The sequence below is a fragment of the Parabacteroides sp. CT06 genome, from assembly GCF_002257605.1.
GTDB lineage: Bacteria > Bacteroidota > Bacteroidia > Bacteroidales > Tannerellaceae > Parabacteroides > Parabacteroides distasonis.
Map to the genome: position 1 here is coordinate 4,289,024 of NZ_CP022754.1, position 20,683 is coordinate 4,309,706.

Genomic DNA, 20,683 nt, shown 5'->3' on the forward strand with positions numbered 1-20,683 from the left:
GTAGCGAAGCACTTCGCTACACTTAATCCGCTACACGTCCGACAGATTTAATATTCTGTATCTTCGACAAAGTCACGCACATTTTCTGGATATCTTCTACGTCATGAACTTTCATCTTTATCTTACCTTCAAACACGCCGTCTTTCGCCTCGATCAGCAAGCGCATGATGTTCACGTTGAAATCCTCGGAAATCGTTTTCGTGATCGTATTCAGTACGCCTATCGAGTCTATACCTTTCACCTCTAGCGTGGCCTCAAAAGAAGCGTTCATATGGCTGCTCCAAACCGTATTCAAGATACGTTCGCCAAAGCTACTTTTCAAGCGCATGGCGATCGGGCAGGAACGTTTATGAACTACTACATTTCCATCATCATTGATAAAACCTAAAGAGTCATCTCCCGGAATCGGCTTACAACATTCGGCAATTACATAATTACGCTCAAAAGCCTCCTCTTTCAATAAATAAGGCTTTTTCTTATCATATTTAGGCTTCTCTTTCTTGGCTTCCTCCTCTTCGGGTTGTTTCACCTTCTTGGAAGCGACACCCAACGCCTGTTTCACATACTTAAACAAGACATTATCCGTCTTCTCCTTCAACAGCTTCTTTAAATTCTCGGGCAAAACCACATCCCCCTTCTCTACCGCATAAAAGAATTCCTCGCGTTTCGAGAATCCAAAATACATGCCTAATTTATCCAGATTGGATGTACTCGCCTCAAGCTCCGAACGCTTGAAGGCATCAAGAACTTTTATCTCTCCATACTTAGCGACCTCTTTACGGACACGCTTTAATACGGCATCGATCTTCGCACGAGCCTTAGCGGTAGTCACGAAATTCAACCACTCCGGTTGCGGCTCCTGAGAGCGGGAAGTCAAGACCTCCACCTGATCTCCACTGGACAGCGGATGACTCAATGGCACCAAACGATGGTTTACCTTAGCGCCAATACATTTATTACCGATATCGGAGTGAAGCGCATAAGCGAAATCCAAGGCGGTAGCCCCTTGGGGCAATGTCTTTATATCTCCTTTCGGAGTGAAAACAAATATCTCGGAAGTAAATAAGTTCAGTTTGATCGTATCCAAGAAATCCAGCGCATTCGGGTCCGGACTCTCCAATATCTCGGTAATGGTTTGTATCCATTTATCCAATTCCGTATCCTCCTCCACGTTGGATTCCTTGTATTTCCAATGGGCAGCGAAGCCTTTCTCTGCGATATCATCCATACGGCGGCTACGGATCTGGATCTCTACCCATTGTCCATCCGGTCCCATAACGGTCAGATGAAGCGCTTGATAACCGTTCGCTTTCGGACGGCTCACCCAATCACGGATACGGTCGGGACGAATCCGGTAAATATCCGTAATAGCCGAGTAGATATCCCAACATTGGTTTTTCTCGTCCACACCGGGAAGCGGGTCAAAAATAATGCGGACCGCATAAATATCATAAATATCCTCGAAAGCGACACCCTTGCTTTCCATCTTATTCCAAATGGAATAGACCGATTTCACACGGGCACGCATCTCATACTGAAGTCCCATCGATTTCAGCTTCTCGTCCACAGGGGCGGCGAAACGTTCGAATAATTTATTACGGCTCTCTTCTGTCGCTTTCAACTTAGCGCTGATGAAGTCATATTCTTGCGGATGCTCATATTTAAAACTCAAATCCTCCAGTTCCGTCTTGATCGAGAAGAGACCCAGACGATGCGCCAGAGGAGCATACAGATAAAGAGTCTCACCCGCGATCTTAAATTGCTTGGCGGGAAGCATGGAACCCAAAGTCCTCATATTATGAAGACGGTCTGCGATCTTGATTAGAATCACCCGTATATCGTCACTCATAGTCAGCAGCAACTTACGGAAGTTCTCGGCTTGAGCCGAGGCCTGTTCCCCAAAAATGCCACCGGATATCTTCGTCAAGCCATCCACGATCTGGGCGATCTTGTCTCCGAACATATCCCGGATATCCTCCACCGTATACTCGGTATCTTCCACGACATCATGCAATAACGCAGAGCAAATAGAGGTAGAGCCCAAACCCATCTCCCGGCATACGATACGAGCCACGGCGATAGGATGCATTATATAAGGTTCGCCGGAACGCCGTTTCACTCCGGCGTGCGCTTGATTGGCGAAATTAAAAGCTTTCGTGATTCGTTCGACCTTACGGCGGTGGTTTGACTTCAAATAATCGTTCAACAACGCATTGAACCCATCTTGTATCATCTGTTCGTCCGCAGAGAGAACGGACGCAGCCTCGCCCGTTTCTTTTATATCTTTTGTGTCCTTTGTATCGTCCATGGTTTTACACCTCCCATTTTTATACTGTATAGCCACAAATATATACAAATATTTGGAAGGAAACCCTAACAAAAGACAAAAATAGAATATCTACTGCTTAAATATGGATCCCATAGTCGTGTTTAACCTCGTCCATGACAAAAGTACTTCTCAACGAGCCCAAACTATCGATCGTTCCTAACACATTTAAAATAAACTCTTGATAATATTTCATATTGGGAGCGTGTATCTTCAATAAGTAATCATAATCGCCTGAAATATTATAGCACTCCGTTACCTCGGGGATTTCTTGAATAATCCGGGTAAACTCAAAAGCTATATCCTTATTCAGCCGAACCAATTTCACGCTACAAAAGACAACAAAGCCTTGATTCAGCTTCTCCGCATCTAGTACCGCTATATACTTCTTTATATATCCACTATTCTCAAGACGTTTTAAACGCTCGAACACCGGGGTTGACGAGAGACTGACCCTTGCCGCCAACTCTTTCGTAGTCAACCGGGCATTATCTTGTAACGTTCGGAGGATTTGCAGATCCACCTTGTCTAACTTATCTGAAACATTCATAAGAAAAAAATTCTATCGGATTGATTCCCCAGCGTCCTTCGCCGAAGATGTATTCTATTTATAGCCCTAAAAATAGTATTATTTTCTATATTCTCAACGAATCTTGTCCAAAAAGCACACACATCATACATTTGCCAACAGAATAAGAACTAAATAAACAAGATGACTATGGCAACAAAGAAGTTACATTTCGAGACATTACAACTTCATGTAGGACAAGAACAACCGGATCCCGCAACCGACGCACGTGCAGTACCCATTTATCAAACAACTTCCTATGTATTCCATAACGCACAACATGCGGCAGACCGTTTCGGCCTACGTGACGCAGGGAATATTTACGGACGTTTGACAAACTCCACGCAAGGCGTTTTCGAGGCACGTGTAGCTGCCTTAGAAGGAGGTGTGGCAGGTTTGGCCGTGGCTTCAGGAGCAGCGGCTGTCACCTATGCGTTACAGAACATAGTGAGGGCAGGAGATCATATTATCGCGGCCGATAATTTGTATGGCGGTTCCTTCAACCTGATCACCCATACACTGGCCTCCCAAGGCATTACTAATACGATTATCAATGTAAATGACCTAAACGCATTAGAAGCAGCCATCCGGGAAAACACGAAAGCCATTTATGTAGAGACATTCGGGAATCCTAACTCTGACGTAACGAATCTGGATGCGGTAGCGGAAGTCGCTCACCGATACCATGTTCCATTAATCGTAGACAATACGTTCGGAACCCCCTACTTGATTCGTCCGATCGAACATGGAGCTGACATTGTCATCCATTCCGCCACAAAGTTCATAGGAGGACACGGCAGTAGCCTAGGAGGTGTAATTGTAGACGGAGGTACTTTCGACTGGAAGGCGAATGCAGATAAGTTCCCTACATTAGCTAAACCAGACCCAAGTTATCATGGAGCCATATTTGCGGACGTAGCAGGTTCCGCCGCCTTTGTCACCCGTATCCGTGCGGTCATTCTTCGCGATACCGGGGCAACGATCTCTCCTTTCAATGCTTTTATATTGTTGCAAGGATTAGAGACCTTATCCCTACGCGTGGAGCGCCATGTAGCAAACGCATTGAAAGTCGTGGATTATTTATCAAAACATCCGAAAGTAGAAAAAGTGAATCATCCATCACTTCCTACCCATCCGGACCATGAACTTTACAATAAATATTTCCCGAATGGTGCCGGCAGTATCTTCACCTTCGAGATCAAAGGCGGGCAGGAAGCCGCTTGGAAATTCATCGACTCACTGGAGATATTTTCCCTACTAGCGAATGTCGCCGATGTAAAGAGCCTTGTCATTCATCCATACACGACCACTCATTCCCAGATGAGCCCGGAAGAACTTGCCCAACAGCACATAACACCATCCACCGTACGCTTGAGCATCGGAACCGAATATATAGATGATATTATAGATGATCTGGATCAAGCTTTCGCTAAAATCTGATAGCGCACTTCCAAAAGGAAAAGGACAGAAGCAAAGAAGGCGATCCCTGTTCGACACAAGGATCGCCTTTCTAATCAACATCACATCGAGCCAAGGTTACACTCATTTATTCTCAGCCAAATAGATATCCGTAAATGTCACAGCTCCGGTTAATCGGTTATTGTTGTTAGTTACATTTAACAATATGACATACTTGCGATACTGATCGGCAGTCAACGCCTCTTTCATCAGCTTCAAATTGCCGTACACGGCTTTTTGCAATCGTTCATCCTGACGCTTCAGGTCTTTGCTCAAACTCTTTCTTTGTTCTTGTACAAAATAATCATTAATGTTAAGTACCTCCTCCATTTGGTAAGGAGCCAATCCTAGATAAGAACTCAATCGGCTAAACTCTACCGCAAACGGTTCTTTATTCCCATATTCATTCACACATTGCGCTTTCGCAAAATTCATTGTAGCACTCATTCCCAAAACCGCTACCGCCATAATTAACTTTCTCATAATACCTACAATTTACCTATTACAAAACCATTTACAAAACAAACACTCATTTTAGAGAAGATAGCCTAAACATTCTTTTGTTTCGGACTAATCCTTTTTTACAAACCTATTAACCTATCTAATGTGTATGATAAAACTCGGATTAACATCAAAATTTCAACTTACATCTTATTGATGTATCTCCTTGTTTATATTGCAAAGATGAAGAATTATCGGATAGGAAGTTTCCGATTGTTGACGAAAAGGAAAAAATGGGGATTGAACACGAAAAGGGCAAAAAAATACCGGCTTTAAGAGAACCGGCATTTCTATTTAATTATTATTCCAGACTTACTATCCAAGACTTAAACTCGGATGCTTTATTTTTACTAATATATATACGCTCAGGCACTTCTATATCCAAAGTAACGAGCAAACGGCTATCAAACCAAATTGTTATGTCCTTCACGCTATCACGAGAAATGATGAATTGTTTATTCGCACGAATAAAATCAGCAGGACTTAAAGAAGAAATTATCTGTTCCAATGTTTTAGCATATGGATACGAATTACCACTCTTTAAATAAACATATGTATTCTTATCAGCCGTATAGAAACAAGACACATCTTTCAAGCTAATAGGCAACAATTTATCCTTAATAGGAATCAGTAGTTTATCCTTGTATTTAGGAGTAGTAGACAACTGTGTTAATTGGGATAAATAATGGATGATATCTTGATGATTCCATCGGCTAAACTTATCTAAGGCCCTTTTCAATTCTTCCGACTTAATCGGCTTCAAGATATAGTCTATGCTGTTTACTTTGAAAGCGTCGATCGCATATTGATCGTACGCCGTAGTAAAGATAATCGGTGCCTCCACCTCTATCTGGTCAAAAATAGCGAAAGCGGAACCGTCCGATAAATGAATATCCATAAAAATCAAATCCGGCCTCGGATTGGCTTGCAGCCAACGTACCGTTTGCTGGACACTCTCCGTATTTCCCATGATCTCAAGCGTGGGATCTATTGTAACCAACATATCCGCTAAGTTCTCATAGGCGGCGGTCTCGTCCTCTACGATCAGTATTCTCATATAGCATCATTTTAGGGGTAGGTATACCTGAAACTCATCCTCATCAGATTCTACCCGTATTTGTTTATTCATTAATAGCAAGAAACGATTCTCCAGATTCTTAAGCCCGGTTCCATTCGTATCCGGTAAGGTCAATTTCGGATAGATTGGATTAGAAACAACCAGTTCCATTCGCTCGTTCAGCCGGATCAAGATATCCATCCGGTGCTCGCTGTCTATAATATTATGTACCGTCACGTTCTCTACCAACGGAAGCAAAGATAATACGGGAATTCGCAAGTTCCGCTTATCTTCGGGAACTTCGATCGTAAAAGTAAGCTTATTGGCGAAACGGACTACCATTACATGCTGAAAAGCCTCTATAAACGCAAGCTCCTCCGACAGTGGTACCAAATTCTTTTTATCACTCTGAAGGATATAACGGAATATATCGGACAATTTCGTAACATACAACAAGGTATTCTCATCGTTTTTCTTCCGTATCAAGGAGGAGATTCCATTCAATGAATTGAAAAAGAAATGCGGATTGATCTGGTTCACCAATGCATCGCAGCGGCTCTGCAAATTCTCGACACGCAGATTCTCGATCAATTGATCCTTTTCCCGTTGATTGTGATATAGCATTTGTATATAGCCGATCAAGGTACATAACAACGCCAACACGATAAACTGGAAGATAATGATACTCAAAAAACGATCATAACTAATAGTCAGGAAGGAGATCAATTTATAGACAACAAAGCCTCCGGAAACGTACAGGGCATTCCAGAGCAACCGCTCGAAGAAGGAGGTACAATCCTCATGCCTCAAGTTACTTTTCAGCAAAAACCAAATAAGTCCCCAGAAGTAAAGAAAACGGAACCCAAAGAAGAGTAAAAATCCTTGATGATCGTTCGGAGCCAGATAGCTCATGTCACAAAAGATCCATGCCAAATTCGGGTAGGCGATAAACACCGCGCAAACCAAACTGACCAACCAAGGTTTAGCCTTGACCACTGATATCTTTTCATCCAATGAACCCATACGATTGTATCTTTTTTCGTATACAAAGGAATAAAAAATCATTCACATCCTTCTCCAGTGCAGGAAGAAAGCGAAAAAAAAGAGTTAAAGACGAATTATCCCCGAATGATCATCCTACCGGTATCTTCAGTACTTGACCCGGACGGATATCCGGACTTGACAGCCCATTCACCTTTTGTAAGGAAGAGGCGGTAACCCCAGGGTATTTCTTGGAAATCGAATAAAGCGAATCTCCCGATTTAACCTTATAAGAGACAAAATCTTTATTAGCGGAAGCGATCTGTTTTGTAGCGGCGGAAGCCGACTTTTTCGTTGTTGTCGCAGTTGATTTCGCAGTCACGGTAGTTGATTTCACCGGAGTCTTGGTAGCCGAGGCAAAAGCGACACCCCCATTATCTACATATAATCTTAACCGTTTTCCTTTCGCTACCCGGTTGGAGCCTAGCCCGTTCCATTTACGGATATCTTTCGCTGTCACTCCATAGCGATTAGCGATCGTATAAAGATTCTCACCACTCAATACCACGTGGGTGATTTTTTCCCGGGTCGCACCACTTGGTAAAGAGCCATTAGAGTTATTCGCAGAAATGCAATTCGCCAACAGTTCCTCGATCCGATGCGTATAGACCGTATCTTCTTTATCGATAAAAGCATAGGTTTCCGCCGCAGGTAGTTTCAAAACCGAAGGGCGGGTATTACCCGGAACGATGTCTCTTTTATATTGTGGATTTAACGCACGCAACGTCTCAATATCTACTTGCAATAGATCCGATACCTGCTGCAAATGTAGGGCATTATTCACCATGACCGTATCCGTGGCTAGCGGCAAGCTGGTTTGCATCGGACAGATGTTATGCTCGCAATAATAATTCATGACGTAATTGGCGGCGATAAATAAGGGGACGTATGAACGAGTCTCTTTCGGTAAATAAGGGAAGATATCCCAGAAGTCCGTCTTGCCCCCCGAACGACGGATCGCTTTATTCACGTTGCCCGGCCCGCAGTTATAAGATGCCAACACTAAATTCCAATCCCCATAGATAGCGTACATATCCTTGAAATACTTACAAGCGGCCTCGGTCGCTTTCAAGGGGTCCCGGCGCTCGTCCACCAAGCTATTAATCTCCAAGCCATAGCTCTTACCCGTAGGAAGCATGAATTGCCATAAACCACAAGCGCCCACTCGAGAGAGGGCTACCGGATTCAAGGCACTTTCCACGACGGCGAGATATTTCAATTCAATAGGCAGGTCATGCTCATCCAACACCTGCTCGATTATCGGAAAATAAAAGTCCGCCATCCCCAGCATATAACGCACTAAATTTCGTTTACGCTCCGCATATAAGTCAATACAATCACGCACTATATTATTATAGGGCAAAGCGATCACGCTGGGAAGCCTAGACAGGCGGTCGATATAGACCGAATCCGGGAAATAGACATTCTCGTCGTCATCATGGCAAAAGTCCTCTCTTTTTGAGAAATATTGCACATGCCAAGTACGGAGCAAACTATCCACGTTCGCATCCAAGCTTTCCGGAATCAATCCGACCTCAGACTCCAGCGAGCTTAAGGTATCTTTTTCCTCAATTCGGGTCTCTTCCTGCGCATAGACCAATGAGACCAAACAATTTAAACAAATGAGTGCTAGCAGGTATCTTTTCATGTATATCAGAATTTTAGACTGCAATTCAATCCGTAAGTACGAGGCGTGACACTCGTCTTCGGACTAACAACCGGCTCCAAATGCAAGGATAAATCCGGTGATATATCAAAATCGAATAACTGGGCATCCACGTAGGCATCCACGATACTCAACGCATACACCCCGACCGTAATAATTATACTCAAGTCTCTATATCGACGAAAATAATCCTTCTGTCTTTTCAATTGATCCTTGAAATTGGAATTATTAATCGCATCCTCAGGAGCCATGGAAGTCAAGTCTTGCCAACTTTTACTCCAAGCATCCGGATTTTCCAGATTCTTAGCGGCATCATACATGATATCCTTATAAGCCGTCGAATAATCCTTATAATTCTTATTATTCCAAGTCACGGCATACATACATCCCATCAAGCCACCGTAAACGATCGGTAATTTCCAATATTTCCGGTTATAGATCTGTCCCAGACCCGGTACTAAGGCGAACAAGACCGCTTTTGTCGGATTCGGCTTAAAAGCCAGCTTCATCTTCACTTCCGGTACACCCACCGAATCGGCCGCCATCAAGACGGCTTGCACGGTAGAATCCGGGGCAACTACCTCCACGGAATCGGAAACTATAGCAGGAACGGCTTTCTCCGTCTTATCCTCCTGTGCGTTACCCATCCCGGCATAGCACATGAATCCGATCAAAAGGAGTATGATTCGATTTCTCATTTCAATTTATCCAGTAACCCGATCAATTGCTCCAACTCTTCTTCCGTGGCGAAGGGAATCGTAATTTTTCCTTTTCCCTTCTCATTGCAAGTCAACTGGACTTTCGTATTGAAGTAACGGGACAAATGATCTTTCAGCAATTTAAACTCTTCCGGAAGTATCGGCTTACGATCCGATTTTTTCTTTTCCGGCAATTCCGGTTGTATTCCCTCGGCTATATTGCGCACCATCTCCTCCACGTTACGAACGGAGAGTCCTTGAGCCAATATCTGCTCATATAAAGCTAACTGAACCTCCGGGTCATCCACAGGGATCAATGCCCGGGCATGTCCCATATCGATCTTCTTGTCCTTCAATCCTACTTGGATCTCGGCGGGAAGTTTCAATAAACGAAGGTAATTAGCGATCGTAGCACGTTTCTTTCCAACCCTTTCGCTCAGCCCCTCTTGGGTCAAGCCGTAATTATCGATTAATTTTTGATAAGCTAACGCGATTTCGATAGAGTTCAAGTCCTCTCGTTGGATATTCTCTATCAAAGCCATCTCCACCACGTTTTCGTCGGCCGCCGTCTTAATATAAGCGGGAATACGCTCCAAACCTGCTTTTAGCGACGCACGATAACGGCGTTCGCCAGAGATGATCATATATTGCTCGGGGCCGATTTCCTTCAACGTAATCGGCTGTATCACGCCTAACGAGCGGATAGAGGTAGCCAACTCCTCCAAGGTCTCTTCCTCAAAGATGGATCGAGGTTGCTCCGGATTAGGCTGGATCTTGCTTAACTCGATCTCACTAATAGACGATGAACCACCTGTCTTCAGGTCATCCATCGTAATTAACGCGTCTAATCCACGGCCTAACGCCGATCTTTTTAATGCTGCCATAATCCTTTATTTTTTTCAACAATCTCCTGTGCCAACTGCATATGGTTGATAGATCCTTTCGAATCCGCATCATACAATAAGACAGGTTTACCGTAACTGGAAGCCTCGCTCAACTTCACGTTTCGTTGGATCACGGTAGTAAATACCAAATCGCGGAACGGACGTTTCACTTCCTCATAAATCTGGTTCGCCAAACGCAGGCGGGAATCATACATAGTCAAGAGGAATCCCTCTATCTCCAGCGCCGGGTTCAGCTTTGATTTGATAATCTTGATCGTGTTCAACAGCTTACTGATACCTTCCAAGGCGAAATACTCGCATTGTACCGGGATAATCACCGAATCGGCGGCTGTCAAGGCATTCACGGTTATCAATCCCAAAGAAGGAGAGCAGTCGATCAGGATAAAATCGTACTTCTCTTTCAGCGGTGTCAATATCTGCTTCAAGATCCGTTCACGATTCTCCAAGTTTAGCATCTCGATCTCCGCTCCCACCAAATCGATATGAGAGGGGATGATATCCAGTCCTTCCACTTCAGTCTGTGTGATAGCGCCACTTGCGTCCTCACCGTTTACCAGACATTCATAGATAGAAAGTTCTACATTACGTATATCCACACCCAGACCGGATGAGGCATTCGCCTGCGGATCAGCGTCTACGACCAGCACCTTTTTCTCAAGAGCGGCCAATGACGCAGCCAGATTAATCGTGGTGGTTGTCTTCCCGACTCCACCTTTCTGATTTGCTAAAGCGATAATCTTTCCCATACTATACCTAATTAATTCGAGGGCAAAACTAAACATTAAAAACTGAACCAAACAGGGTTCAATCAAAACAATGCTTGTTTTGTTGATAAATCGCCCTAACTGTTGATAACTCGCAAATATAAGCAGAATAAATCAAATAGGGGGTTATAAGGCTGGTATATAGGTGTTTTTTTGGAAATGATAACGAAGTTTTAAGTTACATACAGACCCATCCCATCCTCCGGGCAATGTCTTGGAATATATTTTTATCGCAGGAAGGAACCTTTATCGTATAGATCTCAGACCGTGATTCCACATGAAAATATCCCTTTTCCGGAAGCCTTTCCTCCGGCAAGGCCTTTCCCTCAAAAGACTGTAGCTCATAATGATTATCATTATAAGACACATTGAAATATTCATTGTCATTCTCCGGATTCAGATAAAGAGTCCTTAAATCGATCCTTCCTCCCCAATAATCATCCAGCCTAGAGGATGAAATCTTAATACCCGTATACCTGCATCCAGCCCCATCATCGAAAAGCAGGCATAAGTATTGCGTACCAAAAGAATCTTTAGCCACAAGGATTTGAGGCACACCATAAAACTCTAGGATCCTATCTAAAAACAAATTAGTCATAACATCATTACCTTTGCCTTATTTACATCAAAACAATAAGATCGCCACCAAGAATAATGAGCCACACCGAATGTCTTTTTAATCATGCCATCTTCTTTGCGAGAAGAAATCCAATGATTTCACAGGATCTCCTTCCGCAATTCTATAAAATACCCCACTACACGCCATAGCATCCGAAGGTGGACATAAGTCCGGTAGCTCCTCAAACCATTTCCTTTCTTCCATGATATCGCAAATATAAGCAGAATAAACAATATACCATATCAAGAATTCCATAAATATGACTAACGAGAAACCATAGCTAAACCACGTTTACCATTTTGACAATTTGTAATATCAAGTCCCGGAGAATCGATTTTTCCGGGCTGATGGACAGTTCATTCTCAAATACGAGAAAAAATTTCAGCAATCATTTACATGACAGCGTCTTATCGAAAAACGGCCTTTCATTCTAGCGGAATTCATTCATTGTAATTCATATTTAGTGGGTTGCTTGAGGGGGTTTATGGGGTTAGAACTGGGTCGTAACAAGGTTATGATGCCCATCCACAAGTATCAACAACCCTATTCTTGACTATTCACGATGCCCATCGGCACTACCGGCGTTGCCCAACGCGACCTATCGCATAGGCTTTCACCACTTATCACGTACAAAAAGGGGGCTTTTTCAATGAAAAATGCCGTTTACAGTCATCCAGCCTCTGCTATTTTACGCTCTCCACCGAAAAGGGATGTCACACATATAGACATTTATCTATCAAAAAGAAAGAATAACAGGGCAGTAGAGCCTAGAACCTGCACGAGTAGTCCTTACAATCCACGCCGGTAGTCGCATATGACGACACCGATACTCACACAAGGTGCTCATGAGAAAAGTATCTTAGTTTCATCGCCCCATACGCCTAAGATACTTCGCCAATGAACTTAGGATACTTGCTCAATGAAACTAAGATACCTTGTTTTTGTATTTAAATATGAAACACTCGTAGGGGAACGCACAAAAGCCCCGCCGAAGTACATCGACGGAGCTCTATCTTATGAACTGTGTCTTTCCTTACGGAAATTCGATCAGTTTTCTACTTATTTAACGATTGTCTTAACAGCCTCTTCACCCTCAACAGCTACAGCTACGATACCAGCAGGTACAGCGATAGTTGCGTTGTCTGAAGTAAGAACTGTCTCAGCAACAACCTTACCTAAGATGTTAGTGATAACTACAGACTTACCAGCAGCGCCTTGAACAGTTACAGTACCGTTGCCAGCTACTACAGATACACCTTCTACAGCTACTTCGTCGTTAGAAGTTACCATATCTCCCTTAGAAGCCTCTGGGTCTACATTGAATACCAACGCTGCATCACCACCGGTCTTAGAAGAGTTGAAATCAGAATCGCCGCGAGTTAATACCAAGCAACCATTTTGCATCTTCAACCAAGCTGCATACTTAGGAGCGATCGCATTTTCCAAGCCATGAACATTTCCTAAAGGAACATTTCCATTTACAGAGGTCTCAGGGCTATCTGAGTAAACATTCGACTCAAACATGAACGCATTAGCTTCGCCCTCTTCTGTCACACTCGCTGCCTTGTCCGGATCTACATAACGGAAAGACCACGTTACATTCTTGTGTTGATCACCTTGTAAGTTTACGATATAAGCACCATCGATCTTAGCAGCTTTGTAAGACTTAATAATCTCATCAATATTCAAATCCGCCGGTTTCATATTCTTGAACTCGTTCACCAAGATATACAAGCTATCACCGGAATGAATTGCCTTAACGAAACCTACGCGAGTATAACCATTCTTAATATCCATGTATGGTTTATCCTTATCTGCTCTAGCTGAGTCCGCAAAGCTTACCAAGTATTTACCATAAGCGAAACCTGCACGTCCCGGCTTAGCATGCTGGCAATGCCATTTATCAGTCTTATGAGCGTTGCCATTCTCATCGATATAGAAGTGTTTGTCATCAGCCTCATCACAAGGAATCGTCTCAATAGCACCTTGATCATCACGTGCTACAGAAATCAAGTATTGAGGCTTAACATTGCCTGCGCCACGGTTCAACCATGCGGTATCAATACGCATAGCCAACTTACCATTCGCTTTATCCTTGTTCCAGATACCTAAATAATCAACAACGCCATTTTTATCCTCAAAGTTAGCATTGGTCTCATCCATCAAGTATTCATGACGATATCTCTCCACGAATGCCAAGCTATCTGCGCCATCATTCACGTTCTCGCCAAGAACCGCCTTATTGAAACGACGATATAAAGGAGCATCGCTAGGCTCTACAGTAAATGCGGAGGTTCTAGACTCATTCAATAACTGAACCTTCAAACCTGCGGTCATACCGTCATCAGCGATACCAACTTTAGAAGTCTCTTTATTCAGATCAGCGATATATGCCGCATGCTTCGTGTTATCATAAGCTGTCTCCAAGATCGCATAGTAATGCTTGCCATCATAGTGGTTGTTCTCTTTGAAGAAGAATGTATCCACTTCTGCTACAGTACCATAATTAGCAGCACCCATAGAATACTTGCTACCATAAGCCTTAACTAATTTAGCCGTCTTGTTCTTAGCGATCACGTAGTTTGTTCTTTCCAATTGAGCAAGTCCCGGGATCTTCTTTAATAATGTAGCGTCAACATCAATACCATACTCAGCGGTAGATCCTTCAGTCAAGGTATATTCGTTAGCAGCCTCCTTCACGTAAATCAAAGAATCTTTGTCTGCACCGTTAGCGATCCAATAATCTTGAGTGAACGGATTCAAATAGTTGAACTTATACTTATTAACGATCAACTCGTTCTTAGCAAGATACTTATAACCCAACTTCTTATCCTTGATTATGGCAGAGTCTGTGATCTGGACAAAAGTAACCCCATCCAAAAGATCATAAGAAGCATCGATCTCATTTTTGTCATTCAATCTCAATTGAACATTGTTATAAGTCTCTAAGAACTCACGGTTAACCACCTTAATCGGAGATGTAGCCTGAGAAGCTTCCGAGTTCAAAGTCTTCGTGATTACCCATTGATAAGCTGGCATGTGCATAGGATCTTGCTCATCCAAAGTAACCCACTCAACCTGGTTGTGACCTACGTTATCATTCTCATGAATAGGAGCAGCCAGAACTTGTCCCTTAGCGTTCTTAATGATATACAAACCGTTAGCAATAGATGTCTTGTCACTTGCAGCATTGCAACCCTTCAAGCCAAAACCGATATGTGTATTGATTGGTCTAGCACCGATTGTCGCAATTCTGTCAGCTACCGTAAAGTTCTGCAACTTAACGAACAATTGAGAAGGAGCAACTGCATCACCAGGCATCTCAGCTACAGCGTTATTATCTAAATTAACGTCAGTATCAGAAACTCCTACATACTTAGAACCATAGTTCTTAATATCTGTTACATCTTTCCAATATTTTTCGGCATTCTTTTCATTCTTATAACGAACCTGCTTTACTTGGATAAACAAGCTATCTGTAGAAGGTTTGTAAGAGAACAAGAACTTATGTTGATTAGCCAACGTTGAATTCTCTACATCTTTGTTCGGCTCTTTTTCAGCATTTGTCCAGCCAAACTTCAAGAATTGGATACCTACACCATTAGCAGCGGTATCAACTTTCAAATAAGAGTTCTCATTCTCTTTATCTGTCACATAAACGAAATTGTGATCAGCAGCAAGACCACCCTTTAGTTCTTTTGCGACAAACGCTTTAGTCGTAAACGGGTTTACGTCAGCATTAGCATCCTGATTGAAATTAAGAACATTCTTATTATCTTTCAAATAAGCGTTAATCTCATCTGCACTCAACACGTAAGTACCTGCGTCGTACACAGTAAACTTTACAGCATCAGTTAAATCTCTAGCTTCACTAGCTAAAACTTTCTTAGCTTTTAACACACCATTATCTTCCAACAAGATAAGAACATAGTCAGCCTCTTGATAAGTAAACATCGGTTGATTTTTCTCCAACACTTCCTTGTAAGTTCTAGCAAAAGCCCAACCGCCGTAAGTTTCACCAACTTGAAGAGCCCCGGAAGTAGCGTTTACCGCCAAGCCCTGAACATCAGCCTCATTGATCGCCAAAAATTCACCTGTAGCTTTGTTCACGAAGTCATAGATAGGCTCTTTACCTTGACCTTGCTCCGTAATCGTAATACACCACAATGAATTCAGTAAATTGTAATTGGAAGCTTTGACAACATACTTGCCATTCTCTATAGCAAGGACACCGTTTGTCGTGTTGCCTGCAGCGGTGCTGGTTACTCTTAATTGATACAAACCGCTTAACGCAGCTTTATCCAATTTTGATACCATAAAAGCATCCGCACCATTGTTAACGCCAGTCAAATCTGCCGCATTCGCAGTAGTGAATGCTGAAGCTAAAAGTAAGCTAGCGCACAAAAAAGTAGAAAACTTTTTGTTCATAATTAAATAATTTAATATTAATACTAAAGTGTAATAAGCTCATTCTTTGGGCTGCCTTCACAAAACCATAATACTGACAGCCGACTTTATCTATCATTTGCAAAGGTACGCGTTTCTTCGATTCGCGCAAATCTTCCCTATTATTTTTTTGTCATCCTACACGCTTTCTTATCAATCAAATAGGCTATTCATTACGAAATAGCGGATTATAACCACGAACTACCCATCCCTTACCTATATCCCCCACTCCATAAAAGCCATTCTCGAACCAAGGCCAAGCATAATAATCCCTCAACCACCAATCAACATAAATTAATGTACACGTACATTATTATTCATGTTATAAAGATTACTTCCACTGGAATTACCGTATCTTGAAAGGATACAAAGTACTATTTACCTCCCCATAGGATATATATTATAAGTGCCAAAGGATATATACTTCCCCAACCAAGTAAGTATAACTGCTCCCAAAATCCTCGCCCGTTACCAAGCCTTCCTCACACACCCAATCCCAATACACATCATCCCAATCAGACCTACGTCAAAAGCCTCATCCTTCAAATTCGTTCATTTTTTGTGATCACTCAAACTACTAACATGAAAAGAGATTCTATAAACGAGCTACTTAGAAGGAAAGAAGAACATAGGAGAAAGCCCTCGCAAAAATCCCAGATTCGCGCCCGAAGAGGTCACTTACAATAAGACACCTCCTTAAAAGCATAACGACGGATGCTTCCATCCCGTAACGCTAGCAAAAGATGCCCGGTTGATTCTATATCATGGATACAGGCCTCGAATTCTCCCGCCTCATCCCTATAGGCATGATAGCCCTCCCTTCTATACAATGCTAATTGATAGCGGATACGAATATCCTCGTATTCCTCTTGGAGGAGAGATAAATAATAGCGATAGAATATTGAGAGGAAACGATCTAAAACCTCTTCCCGGTTTACTTCATTGCCTGTTATTTGAAACAAGGAAACAGGATTCGGAGCATCTCCCCGAAACACCGCTTGATTCAAGTTTATGCCGATCCCGATGATGGAGCAATATAGATTATGCCCTGATAGATCGTTCTCGATCAACATTCCGCAAATCTTCTTATCTTTCCAGTAAATATCATTCGGCCATTTCACCGTGACATGATCCGTATATGAGTCTAACGTTTCTTTTACGCTCAAGGCCGCTATTTGAGAAATCAAGAATTGGCGATTTGCAGGGATGCACGTAGGGTACAGGACTAAGCTAAACATCAAGTTCTTTCCCGCCTCAGACTCCCAAGTATTCCCGATCTGACCACGTCCGGCTGTCTGGAAATCGGCAACGACCACACTTCCTTCCGCAAGAGATTCCTTGATGACCAACTCACGAAGCAAGCTATTCGTAGAAGCGGTTTCCGCCACACGCAAGATGCGGGGAGATTCATTATCAGTGCTCATCATTATAAATTTCCCTTATATTTTTTGGTAGTTTAGCGATCACTTCCCGGTAAGAATGGAAGATCCAGCGTTTAATCTCCTCGTCTTCCATATCCCGGTCCAGATAAATGCTATTCCAGTATTTCTTATTAAAATGGTAAGCTGGCTCAACCGCCGTATAATGTTCCCGTAACTCTTCCACATAATCCGTACTACATTTCAAGGAGACATGAGGCTCCTCCGCATCCAAAGGAAGCAGCAGGAACATCTTATTCTCTACCTTAAAGACCAGCGATACCTCATCGAACGGGAAACACTCGATGGTATTCTTCAAGGAAAGGCAGTATTCACGTACTTCTTCTATATTCATAACTTTTATCTTTTAACGGCAAGGAGCATAGAAAGCATCTTCGATATGGTCGATCAGGAAACCCGTCTCTTTCTTGATCAATGTCACGATATCAAAACGGACTGGTAAGTCTATATTAAAATAACGGACATAGGCATCCGCAGCGGCGACAATCCTCCGAATCTTCTTGGTGTCTACCGCATCTTCCGGTGAAAGCAAAAAATCCTCAGAGCGTGTCTTTACCTCCACCACGATTAACTCATCTTCCTTGACAGCGATAATATCCAGTTCATAATGATGCCAATGCCAATTGGTATGCAACACGTTATATCCATGTTTTACCAGATAGGCACGAGCCTCAGACTCACCTTCCCGACCCATATCGTTCTGTCTTGCCATCGCATTAATTTGCACAAATATAGCCATTTTCTTTGTTATTCGGCTATTCACTCGTACATTTGCAAATGTATGAAAGAAGAACGTAAATATTCATCGGCTCACCCCAATCATCCGAGGGTACACAAAGTGACCTTTATGCTGAATGACGAAGAGCATAAAGCGGTAAAACGTTACCTTTCACGCTACAAGATCGAGAATAAGTCCCGTTGGTACCGAGAGACGATCCTTTCTCACATCCTCAAGACCTTGGAGGAGGATTATCCGACTCTTTTCAACGAAAATGAGATGAGAAGATGAATCCTTTCAATGACGAATATTTCATGAAGCAAGCGTTGGTGGAAGCTCGTGCGGCAGCGTCCGAGGGTGAGGTTCCCGTAGGAGCAGTTATCGTCTGCAACAACCAGATCATAGCGAGGGCGCATAATCAAACCGAATGCTTGAACGACGTGACCGCACATGCCGAGATGTTGGCGATTACGGCCGCCACCGGAGTCTTAGGAGCGAAATACCTGACAAATTGTAGTCTATACGTAACCGTGGAACCCTGCATAATGTGTGCCGGTGCGATCGGATGGGCACAATTAAGCACGATCGTATACGGGGCATCCGATGATAAAAGAGGTTTCTCCAAATTCGCCCCTCAAGCCTTCCATCCGAAAGCGATTATCAAAAAAGGTATCCTTGAAAAAGAGTGCGCGGAAGAAATGCAGCGTTTCTTCAAGCAAAGACGCTAAGCTCTATTTAACTTCCTCGTAATCCACATATTCCCCTTCATCTTTGGCGAATATCTTCTTACGGTGCACATAAGGTGTACGATCATCATCATCGTCCCGGGCGGTAGTAGTCGTAGAACGATGTCCGGAAGTATTGCTATTTGTTTGACGACGTTGTTCTCCCTTACGAGTGCTGTTTCCGCTACCAAAAAAGATGTTCTTAAAGGTACGCAAGATGGAGAAACCCATCAGAAACACCAACAGGATAAAGAAAAAGAATATTACAAACAAAAACTTAAACATAATCCGATACTTAAATGATTCTTTACTATCACAAACACAAAGATAAGAATTCTTGTTTATCCCTTTTTGTTAAAAATAGACAAGACTATATATAACAGGATGGTTCCAGAGATTCCCAAGAATCCCCATAACGCCACGAAAATAATGGCACAAGCGATCAATATATAGCGAAGCTCATTACCCTTCCACGCTAAGGATTTCACCTTCAGCGAGAACATCGGTATCTCAGACACCAACAGCAAGGAGGTAATAAACGCCAAGATAACAGTCACCAACACGAACAAGCCTTCATTCGCATGGACAACCGGTAAAACAGAATATCCCACCGAAGCCCAAAATAAAGCATGCGCCGGAACCGGCAAGCCGATAAACGAGGTAGTTTGCCGTTCATCAATATTGAACTTAGCCAAACGCAAACCTGAAAACGTAGGGATCACGAACGCCAGATAAGGGATATACGTATTCAAAGAGCCAAAAGGCAAAGCCGTAGAAGCCTCTCCCAACAACCAATAGACCACCATGCCCGGAGCGAAGCCGAAACTTACCATATCCGACAAGGAATCCAATTCCTTTCCCATCGGCGAGTAAGCCTTCAATAAACGAGCGGCAAAGCCATCGCAGAAATCAAAGACCGCGGCTATAATAATCCAAATCAACGCAGATAAAAGATTTCCGTGCAAGGCCATAACACTGGCGACACAACCGGACAGAAGGCTTAGACACGTAATTGTATTAGGAATATGTTTTCTTATACTCATTTTGACAAACGGGCTATAGGCGTTTGATTGCCTGTTACTTTTTGATCCATCTCTATTAACACCTCTGTTCCTACCGGCAGGTAGACATCCACGCGAGAACCGAATTTAATAAACCCCATTTGCTCGTCCACATGACATTTCTCTCCCGGCTTGGCATACGTAACGATGCGGCGTGCCATCGCCCCGGCAATCTGACGAGCCAAGACATCCACCCCGTTCCTCGTGGTAATCACGACCGCCGAACGTTCGTTCTCCGTACTACTCTTCGGCAGATAAGCCGCCATAAAACGCCCGTTCTGGTGGGAAACATGCTTAACGGTACCGTTTACGGGAAACCAATTAGCATGCACGTTGAAGATAGACATAAAGATAGATATCTGTAGGCACTTCTTATGAAGGATCTCGTTCTCCATCACTTCCTCGATGGCAACGATCGTACCGTCGGCGGGAGCGATCACCAAGCCTTCCGAATCATAAGGAAACCGGCGGAAAGGACTACGGAAGAAGTTTAATACCAATAGGAACAATACGGTAGAAACAAAAGCGACAGAATAAAACAGCATACCCTTACCTACCGTATGGTACAAAGTTATATTCACAATAAATAATATTGTAAACAACGTAAGCAGTAAACCGGTTCCTTCTTTATGTACTTTCATTCTTCTTTGACTGTATCGTTTTATACTAAGAATCTGCAAAAATATTCATT

The 20,683-nt window shown here is 43.0% G+C and carries 20 protein-coding genes; 3 read left to right on the forward strand and 17 right to left on the reverse strand.

The window, feature by feature from the left end; all coding sequences use genetic code 11:
• Positions 1-22: 22 nt before the first annotated feature.
• Both CI960_RS18950 and CI960_RS18955 read right to left on the reverse strand, forming a co-directional pair.
• Positions 23-2,308, reverse strand: a complete 2,286-nt coding sequence (locus tag CI960_RS18950; RefSeq protein ID WP_005861271.1) for a bifunctional (p)ppGpp synthetase/guanosine-3',5'-bis(diphosphate) 3'-pyrophosphohydrolase — start codon at positions 2,306-2,308, stop codon at positions 23-25.
• Positions 2,309-2,405: 97 nt separating this feature from the next.
• Positions 2,406-2,876, reverse strand: a complete 471-nt coding sequence (locus CI960_RS18955; protein ID WP_005861270.1) for an Lrp/AsnC family transcriptional regulator — start codon at positions 2,874-2,876, stop codon at positions 2,406-2,408.
• Positions 2,877-3,044: 168 nt separating this feature from the next.
• Here CI960_RS18955 and CI960_RS18960 point away from each other — a divergent pair, with 168 nt between their 5' ends.
• Positions 3,045-4,334, forward strand: a complete 1,290-nt coding sequence (locus CI960_RS18960; protein WP_005861268.1) for an O-acetylhomoserine aminocarboxypropyltransferase/cysteine synthase family protein — start codon at positions 3,045-3,047, stop codon at positions 4,332-4,334.
• Between the two features lie 102 nt (positions 4,335-4,436).
• On the opposite strand, the gene CI960_RS18965 is transcribed toward CI960_RS18960, so the two are convergent.
• From CI960_RS18965 to CI960_RS19030, 12 genes are all read right to left on the reverse strand, one after another.
• Positions 4,437-4,835, reverse strand: a complete 399-nt coding sequence (locus CI960_RS18965) for a hypothetical protein (RefSeq protein ID WP_005861266.1) — start codon at positions 4,833-4,835, stop codon at positions 4,437-4,439.
• 319 nt (positions 4,836-5,154) lie between these two features.
• Entirely contained in the window at positions 5,155-5,910 is a 756-nt protein-coding gene (locus CI960_RS18970) for a LytTR family DNA-binding domain-containing protein (RefSeq protein WP_005861264.1), read from the reverse strand.
• Positions 5,911-5,916: 6 nt separating this feature from the next.
• Positions 5,917-6,975 carry a sensor histidine kinase gene (locus CI960_RS18975; protein ID WP_008780692.1) on the reverse strand — a complete coding sequence of 353 codons (1,059 nt, stop codon included), beginning with the start codon at positions 6,973-6,975 and terminating at the stop codon, positions 5,917-5,919.
• Positions 6,976-7,042: 67 nt separating this feature from the next.
• Positions 7,043-8,599: a lytic transglycosylase domain-containing protein gene (locus CI960_RS18980; protein ID WP_005861261.1), complete on the reverse strand. Its 1,557-nt coding sequence runs from the start codon at positions 8,597-8,599 to the stop codon at positions 7,043-7,045.
• A 5-nt stretch (positions 8,600-8,604) separates the two neighbouring features.
• On the reverse strand, positions 8,605-9,315 hold the full coding sequence (locus CI960_RS18985; protein WP_005861258.1) for a DUF5683 domain-containing protein: 711 nt from the start codon (positions 9,313-9,315) through the stop codon (positions 8,605-8,607).
• Entirely contained in the window at positions 9,312-10,199 is an 888-nt protein-coding gene (locus CI960_RS18990) for a ParB/RepB/Spo0J family partition protein (protein ID WP_005861256.1), read from the reverse strand. Before CI960_RS18990 ends, CI960_RS18985 begins: the two co-directional genes overlap by 4 nt.
• A complete protein-coding gene (locus tag CI960_RS18995; RefSeq protein ID WP_005861254.1) occupies positions 10,187-10,966 on the reverse strand; it encodes a ParA family protein in 780 nt (259 codons plus the stop codon). Before CI960_RS18995 ends, CI960_RS18990 begins: the two co-directional genes overlap by 13 nt.
• 196 nt (positions 10,967-11,162) lie before the next feature.
• Complete coding sequence (locus CI960_RS19000) at positions 11,163-11,582, reverse strand: DUF6575 domain-containing protein (protein ID WP_005861253.1); 420 nt, start codon at positions 11,580-11,582, stop codon at positions 11,163-11,165.
• A 1,080-nt stretch (positions 11,583-12,662) separates the two neighbouring features.
• Positions 12,663-16,031, reverse strand: a complete 3,369-nt coding sequence (locus tag CI960_RS19015; RefSeq protein ID WP_005861251.1) for a DUF6383 domain-containing protein — start codon at positions 16,029-16,031, stop codon at positions 12,663-12,665.
• A 692-nt stretch (positions 16,032-16,723) separates the two neighbouring features.
• Positions 16,724-17,476 carry a biotin--[acetyl-CoA-carboxylase] ligase gene (locus CI960_RS19020; protein WP_005861250.1) on the reverse strand — a complete coding sequence of 251 codons (753 nt, stop codon included), beginning with the start codon at positions 17,474-17,476 and terminating at the stop codon, positions 16,724-16,726.
• Positions 17,463-17,822: an MmcQ/YjbR family DNA-binding protein gene (locus CI960_RS19025; protein WP_005861248.1), complete on the reverse strand. Its 360-nt coding sequence runs from the start codon at positions 17,820-17,822 to the stop codon at positions 17,463-17,465. Before CI960_RS19025 ends, CI960_RS19020 begins: the two co-directional genes overlap by 14 nt.
• A 12-nt stretch (positions 17,823-17,834) precedes the next feature.
• Complete coding sequence (locus CI960_RS19030; RefSeq protein ID WP_008773876.1) at positions 17,835-18,200, reverse strand: YraN family protein; 366 nt, start codon at positions 18,198-18,200, stop codon at positions 17,835-17,837.
• A 69-nt stretch (positions 18,201-18,269) separates the two neighbouring features.
• Here CI960_RS19030 and CI960_RS19035 point away from each other — a divergent pair, with 69 nt between their 5' ends.
• The gene (locus CI960_RS19035) at positions 18,270-18,497 is read left to right on the forward strand and encodes a hypothetical protein (RefSeq protein WP_005861242.1); all 228 of its coding nucleotides are present in this window, start codon (positions 18,270-18,272) and stop codon (positions 18,495-18,497) included.
• The gene (locus CI960_RS19040) at positions 18,494-18,934 is read left to right on the forward strand and encodes a nucleoside deaminase (RefSeq protein ID WP_005861241.1); all 441 of its coding nucleotides are present in this window, start codon (positions 18,494-18,496) and stop codon (positions 18,932-18,934) included. Before CI960_RS19035 ends, CI960_RS19040 begins: the two co-directional genes overlap by 4 nt.
• A 3-nt stretch (positions 18,935-18,937) precedes the next feature.
• Here CI960_RS19040 and CI960_RS19045 read toward each other — a convergent pair whose 3' ends face one another.
• From CI960_RS19045 to CI960_RS19055, 3 genes are read right to left on the reverse strand one after another with little or no spacing between them, the layout of a single operon-like run.
• On the reverse strand, positions 18,938-19,216 hold the full coding sequence (locus tag CI960_RS19045) for a DUF4834 family protein (protein WP_005861240.1): 279 nt from the start codon (positions 19,214-19,216) through the stop codon (positions 18,938-18,940).
• A 56-nt stretch (positions 19,217-19,272) separates the two neighbouring features.
• On the reverse strand, positions 19,273-19,974 hold the full coding sequence (locus CI960_RS19050; protein ID WP_005861239.1) for a phosphatidylcholine/phosphatidylserine synthase: 702 nt from the start codon (positions 19,972-19,974) through the stop codon (positions 19,273-19,275).
• Entirely contained in the window at positions 19,971-20,633 is a 663-nt protein-coding gene (locus tag CI960_RS19055) for a phosphatidylserine decarboxylase family protein (RefSeq protein ID WP_005861238.1), read from the reverse strand. The genes CI960_RS19050 and CI960_RS19055 overlap by 4 nt, the downstream gene beginning before the upstream one ends.
• Positions 20,634-20,683 lie beyond the last annotated feature (50 nt).

Bases quoted from the DNA above. Each gene is read 5' to 3' on its own strand.
- CI960_RS19050 (WP_005861239.1), bottom strand. From the start codon at position 19,974: ATGAGTATAAGAAAACATATTCCTAATACAATTACGTGTCTAAGCCTT.
- CI960_RS19055 (WP_005861238.1), bottom strand. From the start codon at position 20,633: ATGAAAGTACATAAAGAAGGAACCGGTTTACTGCTTACGTTGTTTACA.
- CI960_RS18985 (WP_005861258.1), bottom strand. From the start codon at position 9,315: ATGAGAAATCGAATCATACTCCTTTTGATCGGATTCATGTGCTATGCC.
- CI960_RS19040 (WP_005861241.1), top strand. From the start codon at position 18,494: ATGAATCCTTTCAATGACGAATATTTCATGAAGCAAGCGTTGGTGGAA.
- CI960_RS18990 (WP_005861256.1), bottom strand. From the start codon at position 10,199: ATGGCAGCATTAAAAAGATCGGCGTTAGGCCGTGGATTAGACGCGTTA.
- CI960_RS19015 (WP_005861251.1), bottom strand. From the start codon at position 16,031: ATGAACAAAAAGTTTTCTACTTTTTTGTGCGCTAGCTTACTTTTAGCT.
- CI960_RS18955 (WP_005861270.1), bottom strand. From the start codon at position 2,876: ATGAATGTTTCAGATAAGTTAGACAAGGTGGATCTGCAAATCCTCCGA.
- CI960_RS18975 (WP_008780692.1), bottom strand. From the start codon at position 6,975: ATGATTTTTTATTCCTTTGTATACGAAAAAAGATACAATCGTATGGGT.
- CI960_RS18970 (WP_005861264.1), bottom strand. From the start codon at position 5,910: ATGAGAATACTGATCGTAGAGGACGAGACCGCCGCCTATGAGAACTTA.
- CI960_RS19030 (WP_008773876.1), bottom strand. From the start codon at position 18,200: ATGGCAAGACAGAACGATATGGGTCGGGAAGGTGAGTCTGAGGCTCGT.
- CI960_RS19045 (WP_005861240.1), bottom strand. From the start codon at position 19,216: ATGTTTAAGTTTTTGTTTGTAATATTCTTTTTCTTTATCCTGTTGGTG.
- CI960_RS19025 (WP_005861248.1), bottom strand. From the start codon at position 17,822: ATGAATATAGAAGAAGTACGTGAATACTGCCTTTCCTTGAAGAATACC.
- CI960_RS18995 (WP_005861254.1), bottom strand. From the start codon at position 10,966: ATGGGAAAGATTATCGCTTTAGCAAATCAGAAAGGTGGAGTCGGGAAG.
- CI960_RS19035 (WP_005861242.1), top strand. From the start codon at position 18,270: ATGAAAGAAGAACGTAAATATTCATCGGCTCACCCCAATCATCCGAGG.
- CI960_RS18980 (WP_005861261.1), bottom strand. From the start codon at position 8,599: ATGAAAAGATACCTGCTAGCACTCATTTGTTTAAATTGTTTGGTCTCA.
- CI960_RS19020 (WP_005861250.1), bottom strand. From the start codon at position 17,476: ATGATGAGCACTGATAATGAATCTCCCCGCATCTTGCGTGTGGCGGAA.
- CI960_RS18950 (WP_005861271.1), bottom strand. From the start codon at position 2,308: ATGGACGATACAAAGGACACAAAAGATATAAAAGAAACGGGCGAGGCT.
- CI960_RS18965 (WP_005861266.1), bottom strand. From the start codon at position 4,835: ATGAGAAAGTTAATTATGGCGGTAGCGGTTTTGGGAATGAGTGCTACA.
- CI960_RS18960 (WP_005861268.1), top strand. From the start codon at position 3,045: ATGGCAACAAAGAAGTTACATTTCGAGACATTACAACTTCATGTAGGA.
- CI960_RS19000 (WP_005861253.1), bottom strand. From the start codon at position 11,582: ATGACTAATTTGTTTTTAGATAGGATCCTAGAGTTTTATGGTGTGCCT.